This is a genomic window from Bradyrhizobium sp. 170, from assembly GCF_023101085.1.
GTDB lineage: Bacteria > Pseudomonadota > Alphaproteobacteria > Rhizobiales > Xanthobacteraceae > Bradyrhizobium.
Genome location: NZ_CP064703.1, coordinates 7483074 through 7499487, shown reverse-complemented (window position 1 = coordinate 7499487; position 16414 = coordinate 7483074). Strand labels below are relative to the sequence as shown.

Below are 16414 nucleotides of genomic sequence, written 5' to 3'. Positions count from 1 at the left end.
ATGATCATTTACGAACGGCTTGACTCAATTTGCAGCGAGCGTCCATCCCGAGGATCAGAGGCCATTGGTGGGCCACGAAGCATGTGGCGTCTTCGTCCTGTCTTTCGCAGGCCATTGTTCGGAAAGCGGCGGTAGTGGATGTTCCTTGCCGGTCATTCGCTCGACGGCGATGGCATATACGGTGATGACATCGAGCCGCGGGAAGAATCCCCTCGGTCGCTTTGTCCCCGGCTTGCCGTATTTTACCATCAACGCTTCGCAGAATAGCTGTTTGGCTTCCCCGTCGTCGACGATCCGTATCCGGCCGAACAGACAGACGCTTCGATAGGCGAGACCCGAATCGCACTCGAACCGGCCGTAGTCAAAGACGCCTTCCTGTTCATCAACCTCAAAGCAAACGCGCTGATCCCGCTCGATGTTTGCGCGCAAATGTCCTCCTGCACTGGTGGTGTGCAAATACACTTCCCCGTTGATCCAGAGATACAGCAGCGGAATGCAGTACGGGAAACCGTCCTCGCTCACCGTTGCGAGACGGCCGCTATACCCACGTGCCAGCGTCTCCAGCGTACGCTCGTTCGACATGGCCCGGTCTGCGCGACGGATTTGCGGTGAGCTCATGATTCCAGGCACTCCGCGTCGTTCGAACGAACGGGCATTTCAGGTTTCCTTGTTTTCCGAAACAGGATAGGAAGGCGGTGGTCTTGCGCAAAGACCCACTTGGCCTCAATGGAGGCATACCACTTGGCTTATCTGGGGCAACTCTTGGCGGGCAACTGACGTTTTCGAAAGACATCCGTGACGAGCAGGCAAGGCTGGGCAAAGCTCTATGCGTTCGAAGTGGACCGTGCGGCAGATGCGCCGGTGTTCCGCCAGATCTACCTGCAGTCACGATCGGCAATCCTGTCAGGAACGCTCCGTCCCGGGACCAAGCTGCCCTCGACGCGCGAACTCGCAGCGCAACTCGGTGTTTCGCGCTCTGCCGTCGTCTCGGCTTTCGAACAGCTGCTTGCTGAAGGCTATACCTTCGGCAAGAAAGGCGCAGGAACCTATATCGCGTCCGATCTTCCTGAGCCTTTCGGAGCGATCCGTGGCCGCAGGAAACGGCAAGCACCAGTCGCCCAAGCGGCGGCCTTCCCGCGTGAGCTTGACGGTTTCCTCGATGTGACTTCGCAGAACGACGAGCGCCCATTCAATTTGGGGCGGACGCTCGTGGATGCACGCACCGCCGAGCTGTGGCGAAAACTCAGCGCACGCAGCCTGCGTTCCTTCGGCCGGCAACACCTTGGCTACGCCGATCCGCACGGCATGCTCGAACTGCGGAGATCCGTTTGCGATTATCTGCAGGCCGCCCGTGCCGTGCGGTGCGAGCCCGAACAGGTCGTGATCACTGCGGGAACGCAGCAAGCCCTCGATATCGTTATTCGTGTCATGCAAGGGCCGGACACGGAAGTCTGGATCGAGGACCCGGGATACGCCTTGACCCGCCTTGTGCTCGTCGCGGCAGGCGTGAAGGTTTGCCCGATACCGGTCGACCAACATGGCATCAATGTCACCGAAGGCATCCGGCGCGCTCCAAAGGCGCGTGCCGTTTTCATAACGCCCTCGCATCAGTTTCCGAAAGGCGTTGCCCTGTCGATGGCACGCCGCCTCGAACTTCTTGCCTGGGCACGAGAGTCAGGCGCCTGGATCGTCGAAGACGACTACGCCAGTGAATTCCGATATGGCGGCCGGCCACTCGCTTCGCTCCAGGGCCTCGATGAAGCCGAGCGTGTCATCTACATCGGGACCCTCAACAAGGCGCTCTTTCCAGGACTTCGGCTCGGCTACGCCGTGGTGCCTCCTTCACTGGCGCGGGCCTTCGTGACTACGCGCTATCTGATGGACCGCCAGCCATCGAGCCTTTGCCAGGCAGTCGTCACCGCCTTCATGGAAGAGGGACATTTCGCAGCCCACATCCGCAGAATGCGCCAGATGTACTGCAACCAGCGGGACGCACTGGTCGCAGCCCTCAGGCGCCGCCTGGGCGACCATTTGACTGTCGATCCGCCGGACCAGGGCATGCATCTGGTTGCTTACACGCGACGAGGGCTGTCGGACGTCAAGATCGAACGGACGGCGCGGGAACACGGCGTCGTCGTTCGTGCGATGAGCCGCCTCTATGTTGAGGCACCGGCGCAATCGGCGCTGATGCTGGGCTTCAGCGGCTATCCGCTTCCGATCATTGCGCCGGCGATCGCCCGGCTGGCTCGGGCCTTTGAACGATAGGCCGTCATCGCGCACAGAAAAAGGCCCCGGTGGATACCGGGGCCGTTGTTCGATGCCAACCTTGTCGACTTAGCGGATGGTCCGGCCGAGATCGGCGCGGCGATCCGTCATCGGAAGCACGATCACCTTGGTGCCGACGCCGACCCGTGAATAGAGGTCAGAGACGTCTTGGTTGGTGAGGCGGAGGCAGCCCGAGGAAACGCGGGTTCCGATTGTCTCCGGCGCGTTGGTGCCGTGGATGCGATAGATGGTGCCGCCGAGATACATCGCGCGGGCGCCGAGCGGGTTGCCGGGGCCGCCGGCCATGTGGCGCGGCAGATAGGGCTGGCGGGCGATCATTTCCGGGGGCGGGGTCCAGGCCGGCCATTCGGCCTTGCGGGTGATCGTCTGCGTGCCCGACCAGGTGAAGCCGTCGCGGCCGATGCCAATGCCGTAGCGCATCGCCTGGCCGTTGCCGAGCACGAGATAGAGATAGGTGTTCGGGGTATCGATGATGATCGTGCCGGGCGCCTCGCGGGTGTAGTAGTTCACGACCTGGCGGCGCAGGCGGGCCGGCATCTCGACCGCGCGGTCTTCTTCATCCTGGGGCACGGCCTGCACCGGCGGCGGGGCGGCTTCGATCTGCGGCAGGAAAAACGGAAACAGCGGCAGCGGAGCTGCGGCGGCGGGTACGGAAAATGCGGTCGCGCCGATCGCCAGCGCACCAAAAGCGGCGGCAGCAATGCGGGTGTTCAGCTTAAATGAATTAAACATTGGTCGTCCCCTGTTCTACGCCCTGTCGCGCCGTTTTCGGCGCGTCGTTGGGGAACATGTACAGGTGAACCGTTTCAGGACATTTGCACGAAATCGCCAAAATGGTTTCGTCCCGTTAGGGAATTGTTTCATTAAGGTTTCGTTGCCGATCCTTGGGGGGCGGATCGGCGCTCCCACTTTCCCTCTCCCCTTGTGGGAGAGGGAGGATCCGTTGCAGCAGCGCTGCTTCCGCGCTGACAATTTACCTGAACGAGGGAAAAGCCAGCCGAACCATCAGGCCTGGCTAGCGCGCATCCGCGGCGTCCCGGTCCCGCCGGCGCTGAGCACCGTGCGACGGTCGGCGACCGCGTGGTGGAATTGCTCGAGCGCCAGCCCGATCACCGAAAGATCGCCGTCCTCGACTGCGCCGTCGTCATAGCAATCGAGCGCGTGACGCAATATGCCGTCGGCTGTGTTCTGCATCTCTGCCAGCTCTTCCGGCGTTTCCGCCCTGCGTACCCTGGAAATCAGGTCGAGCAGTTCATCGCGATGGCCGACATACACCTCGCGCTCGTCCCTGTTCCAGTAGTGCCTGAACCAGGCGCCGGCCGATCCCAAGCCTGAGACAAGCAGGACCACGAACCAGATGTAGTCGGTGTATTTTTCGAGGAATGTTCGCTCGTTGCCGTCGATATAGGCGGCAGCTCCCGCATGCGCCGGCAACGCGGCGTCCTTGTCGGTATCAGGCTTTTCGATCTGCGAGGCGGTCGGCAATTCGCGCGCGAGCTGTTGGCGGTTGGTGAAGAGCTGGCGGGCGAAGGCGGCGACCGCCGTGTCCGACAACGACTTCGGCGCGATGATGAGATGGTTGACGGCAACCGTATCGACCTTGTCTTCCGGCCGCTGCGGCGAAGAGCCGAAGATGCTGGCGGGAATTTCCTCGGATTCGTAGATCGGGTTCTTCTTCGCGATGGCATCGGCGACGTCGACCGGCAGGAACTTCGGCTCGCCGCGGGCCGCAGCCGTCAACGCGATGGCGTCGACCGTGATCTTGCTCTTGAGCGGGCCGACGGCCATGAACGCGTCGATCGTCTGGTCGCGCGCCATTTCGCCGATCTTGTCAGTGGCGAACTGGCTGATCGTGACCTTGTCGGGATTGATGCCGGACTCTTTCAGGACATTGCGCAGCAGCGTGACATTGGCCTGCGTCCGCCCGATCACGCCGACGCGGTGGCCGGCCAGTTCGTCGAGACTCTTGATCTTGGGGGTCGGCTGCTTCTTCGAGCCCTTGGCGGGAAGGCCCGAAGGCGCCCACAGCACCACGACATTCTTGCGCAGGATGGCGACCGACTCGGCGTTCTCCGGCAGGTTCAGGTCGCCGCGGGCGACCGCGAGATCGGCCTTGCCGGCCGTGAACAACGCGATGCTTTCCGCCGCCCCTTCCGTCGTGACCAGCGACAGACGCACCGAGCTGCCCTCGCGCGCAAATGTTTGCGCCATCAGCTGGACCAGTTTCTGGTCCTCGCTGCCGGCAGGCCCCACCGCGATCCGCAGCGTCGTCGGCCGCAGCACGTAATACAGCGCGCCGGCGGCAACGCCGAAGGCGAGCATGCCGGCGGCAAGGATCAGAAGCGCGTAGCTCCGCCGCTGTCGCCGGCGGCGGGATCGTGCAGGATTGTCGTTCGGGTCTGACATCATTCTGTCACGTTACATGAAAAAGCGTGGAGATGGGTTTAAAAAACAACCTTACAGAACGATGACGTCATACGCCTGAAATATCCATGTCCCAACGTCGGATTTGAGAATCGTTCCGAAGCTCATCTCAGGTCCTGGACATGAAGATACTGATTGCGACCGACGCGTGGCATCCACAGGTTAACGGGGTCGTCCGCACGCTGACCTCGCTCGCCCGCAGTGCTTCAACGCTGGATGCCGACATCAGCTTTCTCACGCCCGATGGATTTCCGTCGATGCCCCTGCCGACCTATCCGGGACTGCGCGTCGCGCTGCCCAACCGGCGCGAGATCGCGCGCCGGATCGAGGGCGCTGCGCCGGACGCCATTCACATCGCGACCGAGGGACCGGTCGGCTGGGCGGTGCGCGCCTATTGCCGCCGCCGCAAGCTGGCGTTTACCACGTCCTATACGACGCGCTTTCCCGAATATGTCGCCGTGCGCACCGGGCTCCCCGCCAGCGTCGGCTATGCGGTGCTGCGGCACTTTCATGCCGCGTCTTCCACAGTGATGGTCGCGACCGACTCGCTGCGGCAGGAACTCGGCGCGCGGGGCTTCCGCAAACTCGGCTTCTGGACGCGCGGCGTCGACACCGAGCTGTTCAACCCGCATACACCTGCGACGCTCGATCTGCCGCGGCCGGTCTTCATGACCATGGGCCGCGTCGCGGTCGAAAAAAATCTCGAAGCGTTTCTTTCGTTGGATCTGCCCGGATCGAAAGTCGTCGTCGGCGACGGTCCGCAGAAGGAACAACTCGCGCGGAAATATCCGAACGCGATTTTCCTCGGCGAGAAGAAAGGCGCGGACCTGACCGCGCATCTTGCGGCTGCCGACGTATTCGTGTTTCCGAGCCTCACCGATACGTTCGGCGTCGTACAGCTCGAGGCGCTGGCCTGCGGCACGCCGGTTGCGGCATTTCCGGTCACCGGCCCAAAGGACGTCATTGCCGGTCATCCGATCGGCGCAATCGATACCGATCTGCGCAGCGCGTGCCTGCGCGCGCTGACGATGTCGCGCGAGGCCTGCCGGAATTTTGCGCTTTCGCGTTCCTGGGAAAACAGCGCACGGCAGTTCATCGGCAATCTGACCGCGCTGCAGCCAAGCCGCGCGCTGCGGCCGGTGCGCCGGGCGCCAGCCGCGAGCGCCGTGCAGGGTTGAATATCAAACCAGTCATACGAGTGAGACGAGAAGGCAGGACCACCATGGCAGACATCATCAAGCTTGACGGTACGAGGCAGCTCGATTTCGACCGCGAAACGGTCGAGCAGGCCTATGATCGCTGGGCGCCGGTTTACGACCTCGTGTTCGGCGGCGTGTTCAGCAAGGGCCGCAAGGCGGCGATCCAGGCGACCAACAAGATCGGTGGCCGCGTGCTCGAGGTCGGCGTCGGTACCGGCATTTCGCTGCCGCTCTACGCGCCGCATCTGCGCATCTTCGGCACCGACATTTCGGAAGCGATGCTGCAGAAGGCGAAGAAGCGCGTCGACGAACTCGGCCTGAAGAATGTCGAGGGGCTTGCGGTGATGGACGCCGAAAACCTCGAATTCCCGGACGATTCGTTCGACGTCGTGATGGCGCAATATGTCGTCACGGCAGTGCCGAACCCGGAAAAGGCGCTCGACGAATTCGCCCGCGTGCTGCGGCCGGGCGGCGAGCTCATCATCCTGACCCGCGTCAGCGCCGATGCCGGCATGCGCCGCTTCATCGAGCAGCGTCTGCAGCCGGTGGTTCGTCCGCTCGGCTTCCGCACCGCTGAGTTCGCCTGGTCGCGCTATGCGCAATGGCTGGCCGGCGCGCGCGGCATGGAGCTGGCGGAGCGCCGTCTGGTGCCGCCGCTCGGCCATTTCTCGCTGGTGCGTTTTCGCAAGGTCGACGTAGCCGCGGCCGCGTAATGCGCGGCTGTTGATGTTGCGTCACCGCGTCGCTTCGTTCGGTCACATGTCAACATCATGATGTCACATGCCGGACATCGAATCCCGGTAAACACAAACCCGAAAAGCATTTGGGGGTAGAGAATGATCAAGAACTTCCTGCAGGAACTGCGAACCCAGCGCTGGGACGACCATCGCTACTATCACCACAGCCGCATCAACCAGTCGCTGCACTTCGTTAGCGCGGCGAGCTTTCTGTTCGCCTATGCGATGCTGTTCTTCGATCCCGTGGTGTCGGCGCTGGTCGGCTGGCTGGTTTCGATGACGACGCGGCAGGCCGGTCACTTCTTCTTCGAGCCGCGCGGTTACGACCACGTCAATCACGCGACCCATGAGCACAAGGAAGAGATCAAGGTCGGCTACAATCTGCAGCGCAAGGTCGTGCTGATGGCGATCTGGGCGCTGTCGCCGCTGGTCCTGTATCTCGACCCGACGCTGTTCGGCCTGTTCACGCCCTGGACTTCGACCGCGGACTTCATGCGTCAGGTGGCCAAGGTCTGGCTGGCGGTCGGCATCGGCGGGCTGCTGTTCCGTACCGTCCATCTGTTCTTCATCCGCGACGTCGAGACCGGTCTGGTCTGGATGACCAAGATCCTCACCGACCCCTTCAGCGACCTCAAGCTGTACTACAAGGCGCCGCTGGCGCTCATGAAGGGCGAGCTGATCGATCCCGGCCTCGAGAAGCACGTCAAGCACGCTTGAGTGTTGCGCTTGGTCAACAACGCAGTCATGGCCGGGCTTGTCCCGGCCATCCACGTTCTTAAGCACCAGTTGTGAAGCCGTCATTGCGAGCGAAGCGAAGCAATCCATCTCTCCACGCGGGGATAGATGGATTGCTTCGTCGCTATGCTCCCTTGCGCAAACGCTTTGCGTTTGCCGCAGGCAATGACGGGTGGGGCCGGTATCCGACCATGACGAACGCCGACGCGCACGGATTATCCGAACTTTTTCCGAAGCAGTTCTTTCAGAATCCGCCGCTTGATGTCCTTGTTGGTCAGCGCGGCATCGTGCCACCACCAGCCGTCCCGCTTCATCTTCTCGGTCGCCGCGACAAAGCGATCGGCCACTTCAGTAAAGTCCGCATCGGTGTAGTTGAGACTGAAGATCAGCCGGCCGGTTCCGACCCAGCTCAGCGCCAGCCCTTCGGCACGCAGATAATACTGGAGCATCCAGTTGTAGCGGCACGGCTCGGTATATTGCACCATCCAGATCGAGGAGAAATTGCTGACGCGGACGGGCAGGTCGCCTGCCGCCAGCCGCGCGTTCAGCGCTTCGGCGCGGCCGTTCCAGGTCTCGTCGAGCCCCTGATAGACGGCGTTGAAGTTCGGGCTGGCGAGCCTCGAGAGGAATTCATCCATCGCCGTCATCACGTAAGGATGCGAATTGAAGGTGCCGCGCGCAAAGCAGACGTCGGCCGGGCGATCGTCGCGGAAGCGGCGCATCAATTCCTTAGCGCCGCAGAGCACGCCGACCGGGAGGCCGCCGGCGAGGCTCTTGCCGTAAGTGACCATGTCGGCACGAACGCCAAAGTATTCCTGCGCGCCTTTGGCGGCGAGGCGGAAGCCGACGAACACCTCGTCAAAGATCAGCACGATGCCGCGCGCGGTGCAGACCTCGCGCAGCTTCTTCAGCCATTCGGTGTAAGCCGCGCGGTCGAAGGCGCCCTTGCGCGAACTGTCGACGAGGGCGGAATCGCCGGGTGCGTTGGCGTTGGGGTGCAGCGCCTGCAGCGGATTGACCAGCACGCAGGCGATGTCCTTGCGCGTTCGCAGCACGTGCAGCGTCCGCTCCGACATGTCGGCCAGCGTATAGGTCTCGTGCGGCGAAACCGGATTGCCGACGCCCGGCTGCACGTCGCCCCACCAGCCGTGATAGGCGCCGGCGAAACGAACCAGGTGCGAGCGCTTGGTGTGGTAGCGCGCCAGCCGCACCGCCTGCATGACCGCTTCGGTGCCGGACATGTGGAACGAGACTTCGTCGAGGCCGGAGATTTCGCACAACCGGCGGACGTTGTCGGTAATCACAGGGTGATAGGGACCGAGTACGGCGCCAAGCGCATTCGCGCGCTTTTCGGCTTCCGTGATGCACTCCTTGTAAAAATCGTTGCCGAAGATGTTGACGCCGTAAGAGCCGGTCAGGTCGTAGAACACATTGCCGTCGACATCGGTGACGGTGACGCCGGCGGAGGACTGCATGAACGCGCCGGTGCCGAGATTTTCGCGCACCAGCCGGCTGTACTGGAACGGCACCCGGTAGCTTTCCGTGAACTGCAGGTCGGAGATGTGCGTTGCGGCTTCGGTCGTCATCTTCCGACCCCTGGCGTAGCGCGCCTCATAGAGGCGGGCGAGGCGGAAGAAGGCGTCCTGGCGCTGCATGGCGATTTCGGTGGGGGCGCCGTCGGAGCGGAAGAAGCCGTCGATATCGAACTCGTAATGCGGCAGCAGCCGCGCGACCATCTTGGACATTTTGGAATGTCCGGTCAGCGAGCGGTGCTTGGCGCGCGACAGCGCCAGCCGCGCCTGCAATTTGGGGAAGACTGCCGCGGCACCAGCAACCGCAGCGGCGGACAGCGAAAGAATCGGAAGGGACGAATCCATGCCTGAAGCGCTAGCCAATCCTGCTGACAGATTGATGACAATAAGGGGCCTGATCGCCCGCTTCACGCAACAGGAGGATCTCAATTTCCTCCTGACCAACCGCATCCCGCGGGCGGCGCTGACGCGCTTCATGGGCTGGTTCAGCAAGATCGAGAACCCGTTTGTGCGCGACGCTTCGATCGCGTGCTGGCGGCTGTTTTCCGATCTCGATCTGTCGGAGGCGAAGAAGACCGAATTCAGGAGCCTGCACGATTGTTTTACGCGCGAACTGCGTCCCGGCCTGCGCCCGGCCGATCCCGATCCCGCCGTTGTGGCCAGCCCCTCCGACGGCATCATCGGCGCCTTCGGCAGAATCGCGGATACCGAGCTGTTCCAGATCAAGGGCGCGCCTTACTCGCTCCTGGATTTGCTCGGCGATCCCGCGCTGGTGGAGAGCCACCGCAACGGCCGCTTCCTCACGCTGCGGCTGACGTCGAGCATGTATCACCGCTTTCATGCGCCGTATGACGGCAAGATCGAGCGCGTGACGTTCATTCATGGCGACGTCTGGAACGTCAATCCGATCGCGCTGAAGCGGGTCGAGCGGCTGTTCTGCAAGAACGAGCGGGCGGTGCTCGAGATGCGGCTGCCGTCAGGCGAAGCGCTGACGCTGGTGCCGGTCGCGGCGATTCTGGTGGCCAGCATCCGGCTGCATTTCCTCGATGTGACGCTCAACGCGCAGAGCAGGGGGCCGACGGTGTTTCCGTGCGATGTCAATGTGAGCAAGGGCGACGAACTCGGCTGGTTCGAGCACGGCTCGACCATCATCGTGCTGGCGCCGGAGCATTTCGAATTCGCCGACAATGTCATGGAAGGCGGGCGCATCCACGCAGGAGAGCCGCTGTTGCGGAAACCGCAATCCTGATCTCGATTCGGCGGCCGCTTGTCTCTATGGTCGCGAAATTCGAAGTCGGAATGCGGGAAGAGAGAAATGGCGCGAACGCCTGTGCTGGCGGCAGGAGGCATTGTGCTGCGGCAGGCGGAGCCGCCGCTGGTCGCCGTGGTGCGCTTGCGCAAGCGCAATGAATGGGCCCTGCCCAAGGGCAAGCTCGATCAGGGCGAGACGCCGCGCGCGGCCGCCGAACGCGAGGTGATGGAAGAAACCGGGCACGACGTCGCCGTGCACGAATTTCTGGGCACGCTGGTCTATGAGACCAGCGGCGGCCCCAAGGTCGTGCACTACTGGCGCATGGAAGCAGGGCGCACGCCCACGCGCAAACTGATGCGCGACGTGAAAGCCGTGGACTGGTTGCCGCTTGGGGAGGCCGTCGAACGGCTGTCGCGCGGCTATGAGCGCGCGTTCCTGCAACAAGTGGGGCCGATGGCGATGGCTGCGGCCGGAGGCATCGTGGGCGCGGTTTTGCCGAAAGCGGCGGAGCCTGTCGTCCGAGAGCACAAAGCGGGCCGCGTGGGCTTTCTTCAAAACCTGCTTCGACTATTTCGCTAACCGTGTCCCGGGCGCGACGCAGCGCGCCAGCGATGCGTCGCAGAACCGGGAGCTACCTCGCGCGGCAGCTGGTCGGCCCCGGCTCTCCGGCCGCACCACTTCGTGGTGCACCGCGTCCGGGGCACGCAAGTGGACTCCGCTAGCGCAATTCCTTCGGCAGCGGCTTGCCCCGTTGCGGCGCAGACGCAGGCCGCCGCGGCGCGGCGGGCAATCCCGGACGCTGCAGGGCCGGAGCGCCCTGAACGCCGGGTGGCCGCTGCAATCCGGGAACGCCGTACCTGTTCGGCAGTCCCGGCCGTGCCAGCGGTGCGGCGGGTTGCGCCGGCACTGAGGGCTGTTGCGGTTGCCCTGCGCGTGGCGGCAGGCCGGGCTGCGACGGCAGATCGGATCGTGACGGTTGTCCGGCCCGCGGTGGCACGCCGGGCTGATTGGGCGGGCCGGGTTGTTGCGGCTGTCCCGCGCGCGGCGGTGTGCCCGGCTGCTGCTGTTGACCGGGCCGGTTCAACTGACCCGGCTGTTGCGGCTGTCCGGGCCGATTGAGCTGACCAGGCTGCTGCTGTCCCTGGCGGTTCGGTACGGCCGGCAGTGGCGGCTGACCGGGTTGCCCCGGCAGACCGTTCTGCCGCGGCTGCCCGGGACGGTTCAACTGACCGGGCTGCTGTTGTTGTCCGGGCCTGACCTGTCCGGGCAGACCATTTGGCCGCTGCTGGCCAGGCTGAAGCTGCCGGATCGGCCGGTTCGGATTGACGAAGCTGGGATTGGCGCGGCGGAATTCGCGCTGCTGGAACACGAGCTGCCGGCCGAAATTCTGCGTCGAGTGAAGCTGACGCACAAACCCCTGGTCGCGCAAAACCATCTGCTGCGGAATCACCAGCGGCACCGCGGCGAAGCGCGCGCCGCCGGCGCCCGGGCGGATGGTGAAGCCGCTCGCGCCTTGCGTCAGAAAGCCGAGCCGCGCGCCGGCGCGGTCGTTGACCTCGATGCGGCCGACGCGCCCGTCGGCGTCGGGATAAAGCTTGACCGCGACGTTGTTCGGATTGTTGGCGGCGGCGCCCTCAGGCACCTCGACGAGGCCGGTGGTGCCGCGAATGCCGAGCGTCGCCGTCGGCGTCGTGATCTTCATGTCGCCGGTTTTCGCCACCGAGGCGGCGACGAATGCGGCGGTACCCTTGGCGACGTCGAAGATCGCCGCGTTGCTCTTGCCGCCGTCCTCATAGACGTAATTGTCGATGGTGATTTTTGTGCTGGCCTTGAGATCAAACGTGGTGGCGTCGATGAAGGTGATGCCGAGCGCGGAATTCGCAGCCGTCTGCACCACGTCGTTGAGATAGATGTCGTCCTTGACCTTGAGCGGCGTGGTCTTGTCGTTGCGGATCACGCTGGCGCTGCCGACTACGGTCGCGACGTTGCCGATCGGCTCCTCCGGCGCCTGCGCATCAGTGGCGTCAGGCGTGGCGGGGTCGGGCGCGGCGGTCGCCGGTGCGGCCGGCTGCGAAGGCTCGGTCTGTGCCTGTGCCAGTTGCGTCAGGCCGGACGCAGCTTCGGAAGCATTCGTCGTGCCGATCGTCGCGCTGCAGGCCAACAGCAGTAGCGCGAAGAAAAGCTGGCGCGACATCGGGGTATTTCCGTAAACGGGGGGAAGGCAGAAGGCGGGGCTCTGATTTCAGCGCCGTCAGGCTGAACGCGGGATGAACGCCGCGCTTGCCGTCACGGGAGGCCGAAACGAGCAAGCGCCACGTCCGGGATACCAGGACATGGCGCTGTGACCTTAATAAGGAAAATGCTCAGCTGCGCTTGTGCGGGGTCAGGTTGAGCGGCCTGGAGGGTTTTGCCGAGGGCGCGTAGTTCACGGGCGTGGTGGCAGCCGGCGGCACGTAATGAAAGACGGCCTTGCAGCCGTCGCTGAGCTGCGCGCGCTTCTGGACCATGCAGGCGGTGACGCGCTCGACATCGGGGATTTCCGAAGAGCAAAGCCGCATCGCATCGCCGGTGCACATCTGCTCCTGCTCCGGCGTGTGGGCGTTCGCGGCCGTGCCCAGCGCGGCCAGCGCAAGGGTGGCCGCGATCAGCACCTTGCAGGCGCGCATGGTCGAAGCGGTGAAAGCCATTGAGTGTCCTCTTTTTTCGGATGGTGTGGCAGCGGATGCTGCGCCCGAGTTCTCGCGCCGAGTGGCGCCTCGTTGGAGGAGAGAACTACGCGGTGTTGGTTTCGGGAATTTGTCGTCGCAAGCGCAAATGTGTTTCGTCGCTGGGAGAATTGTTTCGTCGCTGGCGCGCGGTCCCCCGCATGGCTGCCGGTCGAGCCCGTTTCCACTGTTTTCCGCCGCGTCGCCCAAGGTTGGCAATGTCCCTTCGGCACGGATCGGCTATAATCTGATTCTGGCGCGGCCCATGCCTCCCCCCTCCGTCGGGAAAGCATCATTCATGCGGGGCCATTGCGATCATCGAACCAACTGTTCGAGCACCAAGCATAAGGAGGGGTTGTGATCATTGCTCGCAATAGGAGGTTCTTCGATGAAGCTGTCTGCGCCCCTTTATCACCTGAAGCGTAAGGCCAAACTTCTATCCCGTGCGGAAAATATCCCGCTGCACGAGGCGCTCGACCGCGTTGCCAGGCAAGAAGGTTTTAGCGCCTGGAGTTTGCTCGCGGCCAAAGTGACGGCAACCGCGCCCGTTGAAAAACTTTTTTCGCGGCTGGCTCCCGGCGACCTGGTGCTGGTGGGTGCGCGCCCGGGTCAGGGCAAGACCCTGATGAGCCTCGAACTCGCCGTGCAAGCCATGAAGTCCGGCAGTCGAGGTGTGTTCTTCACGCTGGAGTATACGGAAAAGGACATGCTGGATCGTTTCCGCGCCATTGGCGTGGCGCGGGAGGATTTTGCCGGCCTGTTCGAATTCGACAGCTCCGACGAAATAAGTTCGGATTACATCGTCAAGCGGTTGGCAGGCGCGCCTCGCGGCACCCTGGTGGTCGTGGACTATCTGCAACTGCTCGACCAGAAGCGTGAGAATCCGGAATTGATGGTTCAGGTTCGCACCCTGCAATCGTTCGCACGCGATCGCGGGCTGATCTTCGTCTTTATCTCCCAGATCGATCGCTCGTACGATCCATTGAAGAAACCATGCCCCGGTCTGGAAGATGTCAGATTGCCGAATCCGCTGGATCTGAGCCTCTTCACCAAGACATGTTTCCTGAACAACGGTGAGGTTCAGTTCCGGGCGGCAAGCTAGGCCGTGGCTCATTAGCGCGAAGCCATAGTCGTATCGACGCAAGCTGCATGGCCATGCTCCTCGGCTGAGTTACAGAGCACGAGGAGCATGCGTCAGCGGGTTAGGCATTGGAATGAGGTCGGTTTTCGGCCAAGGCGGACTTCGGCTGCGGCCTGGGGGCAAGCACCCTGTAGCGAATGACCCGAAACGGACATCAGGCTTTGCAACAAGCAACTCGGGGCCAGCCCCTATCAATGCACTTAGTTGACCTGATACAATGGGCTCACTCAGGGGTTGAAATGCAACGGCGGGAACTTCTCAGCGTCTTTGGTGGTGCGGCTGTCGCGTGGCCGCACGCCATGCGCGCACAAGAGGGCCTAGAATGAAGAAGACATTTGCTGCCTTTGTCGCGGTCGCAACGATTGCCGGTTCGTTCGCCGCGACGCCCGCAAGCGCACAGCGTGGCGTCGCCGCTCCGGGCCGCTATTACGAGCCCGCCCCTTACGGGGCAGGTCGCGGGCCATACGACGATTTTGGCAGTTGCGAATGGGTGACACAGCGTTTCTGGGACGGCCATGGCTGGCGGGTCCGCCGAGTGCGAGTCTGCGGCTGATCCGCGATTGCGGCGAGATTGAACGGCTCATAGCAACCGTCGACGTCGAGCGGAGGCCGTCCAGACCGGGACCGCGACGCGCAAAGCCAGTATGCTTCGCTGAAACAGGCACAGTGAGCGTCGTATTTACCAAGGGCGGTTTTATCGTCGATGTCGGCGGCGGCCAGGGTGTACTAACCTTTCACGGTTTCGGGGCATGAGCTTGAGCCTTTCGATCGGCGCCTCCACCAGTAAGTTCGTTGGCAGGGCACTGAACTTGCGGGGCCCCGGCGATCTTGCAGGCAGCTATGTCGAAGCCGGCGCAGGCGGTGCGATCGCCGCCGGAGCTGGAGGCGTGCAGTTGCAGAACGCCAACGGCGTCATCCTTCAGCTCAGTGGTGCCCGGGTCGGCGCTGAGGTGTCGGCTGCCGTGGGCGGGGTGCCCATCACAATGCAACAAGAAGCAGGTCCGCCGACTGGAGGATGAACCTCTGCAAACTTCATGTGCTGTGGCGGCCTGGAACATTCAGCGGCGCTGAGTTTTTCGCCGGTGCGCCCGGTAACTCCTTGCATCACGTTTGGGAGCTGCAATGATGATATGCACCAAATCGACGAAAGAGAAGCGAAGCGCTGCCATTAGAAATGGCCTAATCGCACTTGCTGGCGTAGCAGCGGTGTTCGCCAGCGGTGCGCTGGCGCAGGCACCACCAGTCGCGCCCACCGGCTCGGCAGTACCGGCATTTGGCGTACTAGTTGGCCGGTGGGCGCGAACCGAAGGCCCATACGTAATCAACATCAGTGCTGTTGATGAAAACGGCAAGCTTGACGCCAGCTATGCCAATCCGAGGCCGCTACCTTTTCACACCGCAGAAGTTACCCGCGACGGAAACGCGCTCAAGCTATTCTTTGAATTACGCGCTGCCGGTTACGGCGGCTCAACTTACACACTCAAATATGATGCCGCGAGCGACAGTCTGAGAGGCGTCTACGACCAAGTCGTCGTAAAGCAAAAGTTCGACGTGGTTTTTAATCGTACGAAGTGACGGTACCCGGCGTAATTTGACGATGCGCATAAAGATGGCCCTGTGGCGAACCACAGGGCCTCAAGTCTCGGGGAGAAATAATCAGCTCACGCGCTTCCAGGTCTGGCCGCCGCAGAACATGCCGCCGAAGGCGCAGCCCTGGACCTTGAGCGTGTTGGTGCTCTTCAGCGCAATCGTGGAGTCGTAATTGCGGCCGCTGTCGGGGTCATGGATCCGGCCGGTCCACTTGGCGCCTTGCGGCTTCATGTTGATCAGGATCCGTGCGCCGGTGTTGACGGAATAGCCGCACAGATTGGCGCCGCATTCCTCGATGCGAACGTTGCCCTTGTTCTCTTCCGTCGCCCAGATGCCGAGCGGCGAGCTCGGATCGGACGCGGCGGCTGCGGCCACCGGAGCCGGCTGCGGCGCGGGCGCAGGTGCGGCGGCGACCGGCGCGGGCGGCGGAGGCGGAGCGGGCGGCGCAACTTCGGTCCGTGCCGGTGTCGCGGCCGCAACGGTGGTTTGAGCGGGTGCGGGCGTCGCGGCGGGAGCAGCAGGCTGCGGCGCGGTGGCCTGAACCGGAGCCGGAGCGGGTGCCGCCGGCGCGGTCGTCACGACGTCATCGTCGTCCTTGCGCTTGGAGCCCATGCCCTTGAGATCGACATTGCCGAGCGTGCCGGTATAGCCGGGCGAGGTGATCTTGATGCAGGAAATGCCGTTGCAGTTGCGCGGCGCTTCAACGCGAACGCGCTCGCCGTTGATCTGGAGCGTAATTCCGCCGGCATGCGCCGAGGTGGTGGCCATCAACAATGCGGCGAGGATGTAGAGCTTCTTCATGACAGGCTCCTG

16 protein-coding genes and 1 pseudogene are annotated in these 16414 nt (G+C 63.3%); 10 read left to right on the top strand and 7 right to left on the bottom strand.

Annotated elements, in window-relative coordinates; genetic code table 11:
* Positions 1-54: 54 nt before the first annotated feature.
* Positions 55-618 carry a pyridoxamine 5'-phosphate oxidase family protein gene (locus IVB05_RS34935; protein WP_247780521.1) on the bottom strand — a complete coding sequence of 188 codons (564 nt, stop codon included), beginning with the start codon at positions 616-618 and terminating at the stop codon, positions 55-57.
* A 177-nt stretch (positions 619-795) separates the two neighbouring features.
* Here IVB05_RS34935 and IVB05_RS34930 point away from each other — a divergent pair, with 177 nt between their 5' ends.
* On the top strand, positions 796-2265 hold the full coding sequence (locus IVB05_RS34930) for a PLP-dependent aminotransferase family protein (RefSeq protein WP_247780520.1): 1470 nt from the start codon (positions 796-798) through the stop codon (positions 2263-2265).
* A 69-nt stretch (positions 2266-2334) separates the two neighbouring features.
* Here IVB05_RS34930 and IVB05_RS34925 read toward each other — a convergent pair whose 3' ends face one another.
* Positions 2335-3018 carry a L,D-transpeptidase gene (locus IVB05_RS34925; RefSeq protein WP_247780519.1) on the bottom strand — a complete coding sequence of 228 codons (684 nt, stop codon included), beginning with the start codon at positions 3016-3018 and terminating at the stop codon, positions 2335-2337.
* A 273-nt stretch (positions 3019-3291) separates the two neighbouring features.
* The gene (locus tag IVB05_RS34920) at positions 3292-4692 is read right to left on the bottom strand and encodes a TAXI family TRAP transporter solute-binding subunit (protein WP_247780518.1); all 1401 of its coding nucleotides are present in this window, start codon (positions 4690-4692) and stop codon (positions 3292-3294) included.
* A 140-nt stretch (positions 4693-4832) separates the two neighbouring features.
* Between IVB05_RS34920 and IVB05_RS34915 the strand changes: the two genes are divergently transcribed.
* The 3 genes from IVB05_RS34915 (at position 4833) to IVB05_RS34905 (ending at position 7363) form a co-directional block, all read left to right on the top strand.
* The gene (locus IVB05_RS34915; RefSeq protein WP_247780517.1) at positions 4833-5888 is read left to right on the top strand and encodes a glycosyltransferase family 1 protein; all 1056 of its coding nucleotides are present in this window, start codon (positions 4833-4835) and stop codon (positions 5886-5888) included.
* 44 nt (positions 5889-5932) lie between these two features.
* On the top strand, positions 5933-6622 hold the full coding sequence (locus IVB05_RS34910) for a methyltransferase domain-containing protein (protein WP_247780516.1): 690 nt from the start codon (positions 5933-5935) through the stop codon (positions 6620-6622).
* A 123-nt stretch (positions 6623-6745) separates the two neighbouring features.
* The gene (locus IVB05_RS34905; RefSeq protein ID WP_247780515.1) at positions 6746-7363 is read left to right on the top strand and encodes a hypothetical protein; all 618 of its coding nucleotides are present in this window, start codon (positions 6746-6748) and stop codon (positions 7361-7363) included.
* A 233-nt stretch (positions 7364-7596) separates the two neighbouring features.
* Here the strand turns inward: IVB05_RS34905 and IVB05_RS34900 are convergent, their stop codons facing one another.
* Complete coding sequence (locus IVB05_RS34900; RefSeq protein WP_247780514.1) at positions 7597-9258, bottom strand: aminotransferase class III-fold pyridoxal phosphate-dependent enzyme; 1662 nt, start codon at positions 9256-9258, stop codon at positions 7597-7599.
* A gap of 34 nt (positions 9259-9292) precedes the next feature.
* Here IVB05_RS34900 and asd point away from each other — a divergent pair, with 34 nt between their 5' ends.
* Both asd and IVB05_RS34890 read left to right on the top strand, forming a co-directional pair.
* Positions 9293-10162: an archaetidylserine decarboxylase gene (gene asd / locus IVB05_RS34895; RefSeq protein WP_247787237.1), complete on the top strand. Its 870-nt coding sequence runs from the start codon at positions 9293-9295 to the stop codon at positions 10160-10162.
* Positions 10163-10228: 66 nt separating this feature from the next.
* Entirely contained in the window at positions 10229-10744 is a 516-nt protein-coding gene (locus IVB05_RS34890) for an NUDIX hydrolase (protein WP_247780513.1), read from the top strand.
* 139 nt (positions 10745-10883) lie between these two features.
* Here the strand turns inward: IVB05_RS34890 and IVB05_RS34885 are convergent, their stop codons facing one another.
* The gene (locus IVB05_RS34885) at positions 10884-12359 is read right to left on the bottom strand and encodes a FecR domain-containing protein (RefSeq protein WP_247780512.1); all 1476 of its coding nucleotides are present in this window, start codon (positions 12357-12359) and stop codon (positions 10884-10886) included.
* Positions 12360-12528: 169 nt separating this feature from the next.
* Complete coding sequence (locus IVB05_RS34880; protein ID WP_247780511.1) at positions 12529-12852, bottom strand: hypothetical protein; 324 nt, start codon at positions 12850-12852, stop codon at positions 12529-12531.
* Between the two features lie 406 nt (positions 12853-13258).
* Between IVB05_RS34880 and IVB05_RS34875 the strand changes: the two genes are divergently transcribed.
* From IVB05_RS34875 to IVB05_RS34860, 4 genes and pseudogenes are all read left to right on the top strand, one after another.
* The gene (locus IVB05_RS34875) at positions 13259-13972 is read left to right on the top strand and encodes a DNA helicase (protein ID WP_247780510.1); all 714 of its coding nucleotides are present in this window, start codon (positions 13259-13261) and stop codon (positions 13970-13972) included.
* 361 nt (positions 13973-14333) lie between these two features.
* Positions 14334-14564 (top strand): hypothetical protein, encoded by a 231-nt coding sequence (locus IVB05_RS34870; protein ID WP_247780509.1) that lies wholly within the window; start codon positions 14334-14336, stop codon positions 14562-14564.
* Between the two features lie 113 nt (positions 14565-14677).
* Positions 14678-15030, top strand: a pseudogene (locus IVB05_RS34865) (hypothetical protein).
* A gap of 103 nt (positions 15031-15133) precedes the next feature.
* Positions 15134-15586, top strand: a complete 453-nt coding sequence (locus IVB05_RS34860; RefSeq protein WP_247780508.1) for a hypothetical protein — start codon at positions 15134-15136, stop codon at positions 15584-15586.
* 81 nt (positions 15587-15667) lie between these two features.
* On the opposite strand, the gene IVB05_RS34855 is transcribed toward IVB05_RS34860, so the two are convergent.
* The gene (locus IVB05_RS34855) at positions 15668-16402 is read right to left on the bottom strand and encodes a DUF2147 domain-containing protein (RefSeq protein ID WP_247780507.1); all 735 of its coding nucleotides are present in this window, start codon (positions 16400-16402) and stop codon (positions 15668-15670) included.
* Positions 16403-16414: the final 12 nt, after the last annotated feature.

Coding starts and splice junctions, on each gene's coding strand:
- IVB05_RS34880 (WP_247780511.1), bottom strand. CDS start 12,852: ATGGCTTTCACCGCTTCGACCATGCGCGCCTGCAAGGTGCTGATCGCG.
- IVB05_RS34860 (WP_247780508.1), top strand. CDS start 15,134: ATGATGATATGCACCAAATCGACGAAAGAGAAGCGAAGCGCTGCCATT.
- IVB05_RS34870 (WP_247780509.1), top strand. CDS start 14,334: ATGAAGAAGACATTTGCTGCCTTTGTCGCGGTCGCAACGATTGCCGGT.
- IVB05_RS34900 (WP_247780514.1), bottom strand. CDS start 9,258: ATGGATTCGTCCCTTCCGATTCTTTCGCTGTCCGCCGCTGCGGTTGCT.
- IVB05_RS34875 (WP_247780510.1), top strand. CDS start 13,259: ATGAAGCTGTCTGCGCCCCTTTATCACCTGAAGCGTAAGGCCAAACTT.
- IVB05_RS34855 (WP_247780507.1), bottom strand. CDS start 16,402: ATGAAGAAGCTCTACATCCTCGCCGCATTGTTGATGGCCACCACCTCG.
- IVB05_RS34920 (WP_247780518.1), bottom strand. CDS start 4,692: ATGTCAGACCCGAACGACAATCCTGCACGATCCCGCCGCCGGCGACAG.
- IVB05_RS34915 (WP_247780517.1), top strand. CDS start 4,833: ATGAAGATACTGATTGCGACCGACGCGTGGCATCCACAGGTTAACGGG.
- IVB05_RS34935 (WP_247780521.1), bottom strand. CDS start 618: ATGAGCTCACCGCAAATCCGTCGCGCAGACCGGGCCATGTCGAACGAG.
- asd (WP_247787237.1), top strand. CDS start 9,293: ATGACAATAAGGGGCCTGATCGCCCGCTTCACGCAACAGGAGGATCTC.
- IVB05_RS34890 (WP_247780513.1), top strand. CDS start 10,229: ATGGCGCGAACGCCTGTGCTGGCGGCAGGAGGCATTGTGCTGCGGCAG.
- IVB05_RS34910 (WP_247780516.1), top strand. CDS start 5,933: ATGGCAGACATCATCAAGCTTGACGGTACGAGGCAGCTCGATTTCGAC.
- IVB05_RS34905 (WP_247780515.1), top strand. CDS start 6,746: ATGATCAAGAACTTCCTGCAGGAACTGCGAACCCAGCGCTGGGACGAC.
- IVB05_RS34925 (WP_247780519.1), bottom strand. CDS start 3,018: ATGTTTAATTCATTTAAGCTGAACACCCGCATTGCTGCCGCCGCTTTT.
- IVB05_RS34885 (WP_247780512.1), bottom strand. CDS start 12,359: ATGTCGCGCCAGCTTTTCTTCGCGCTACTGCTGTTGGCCTGCAGCGCG.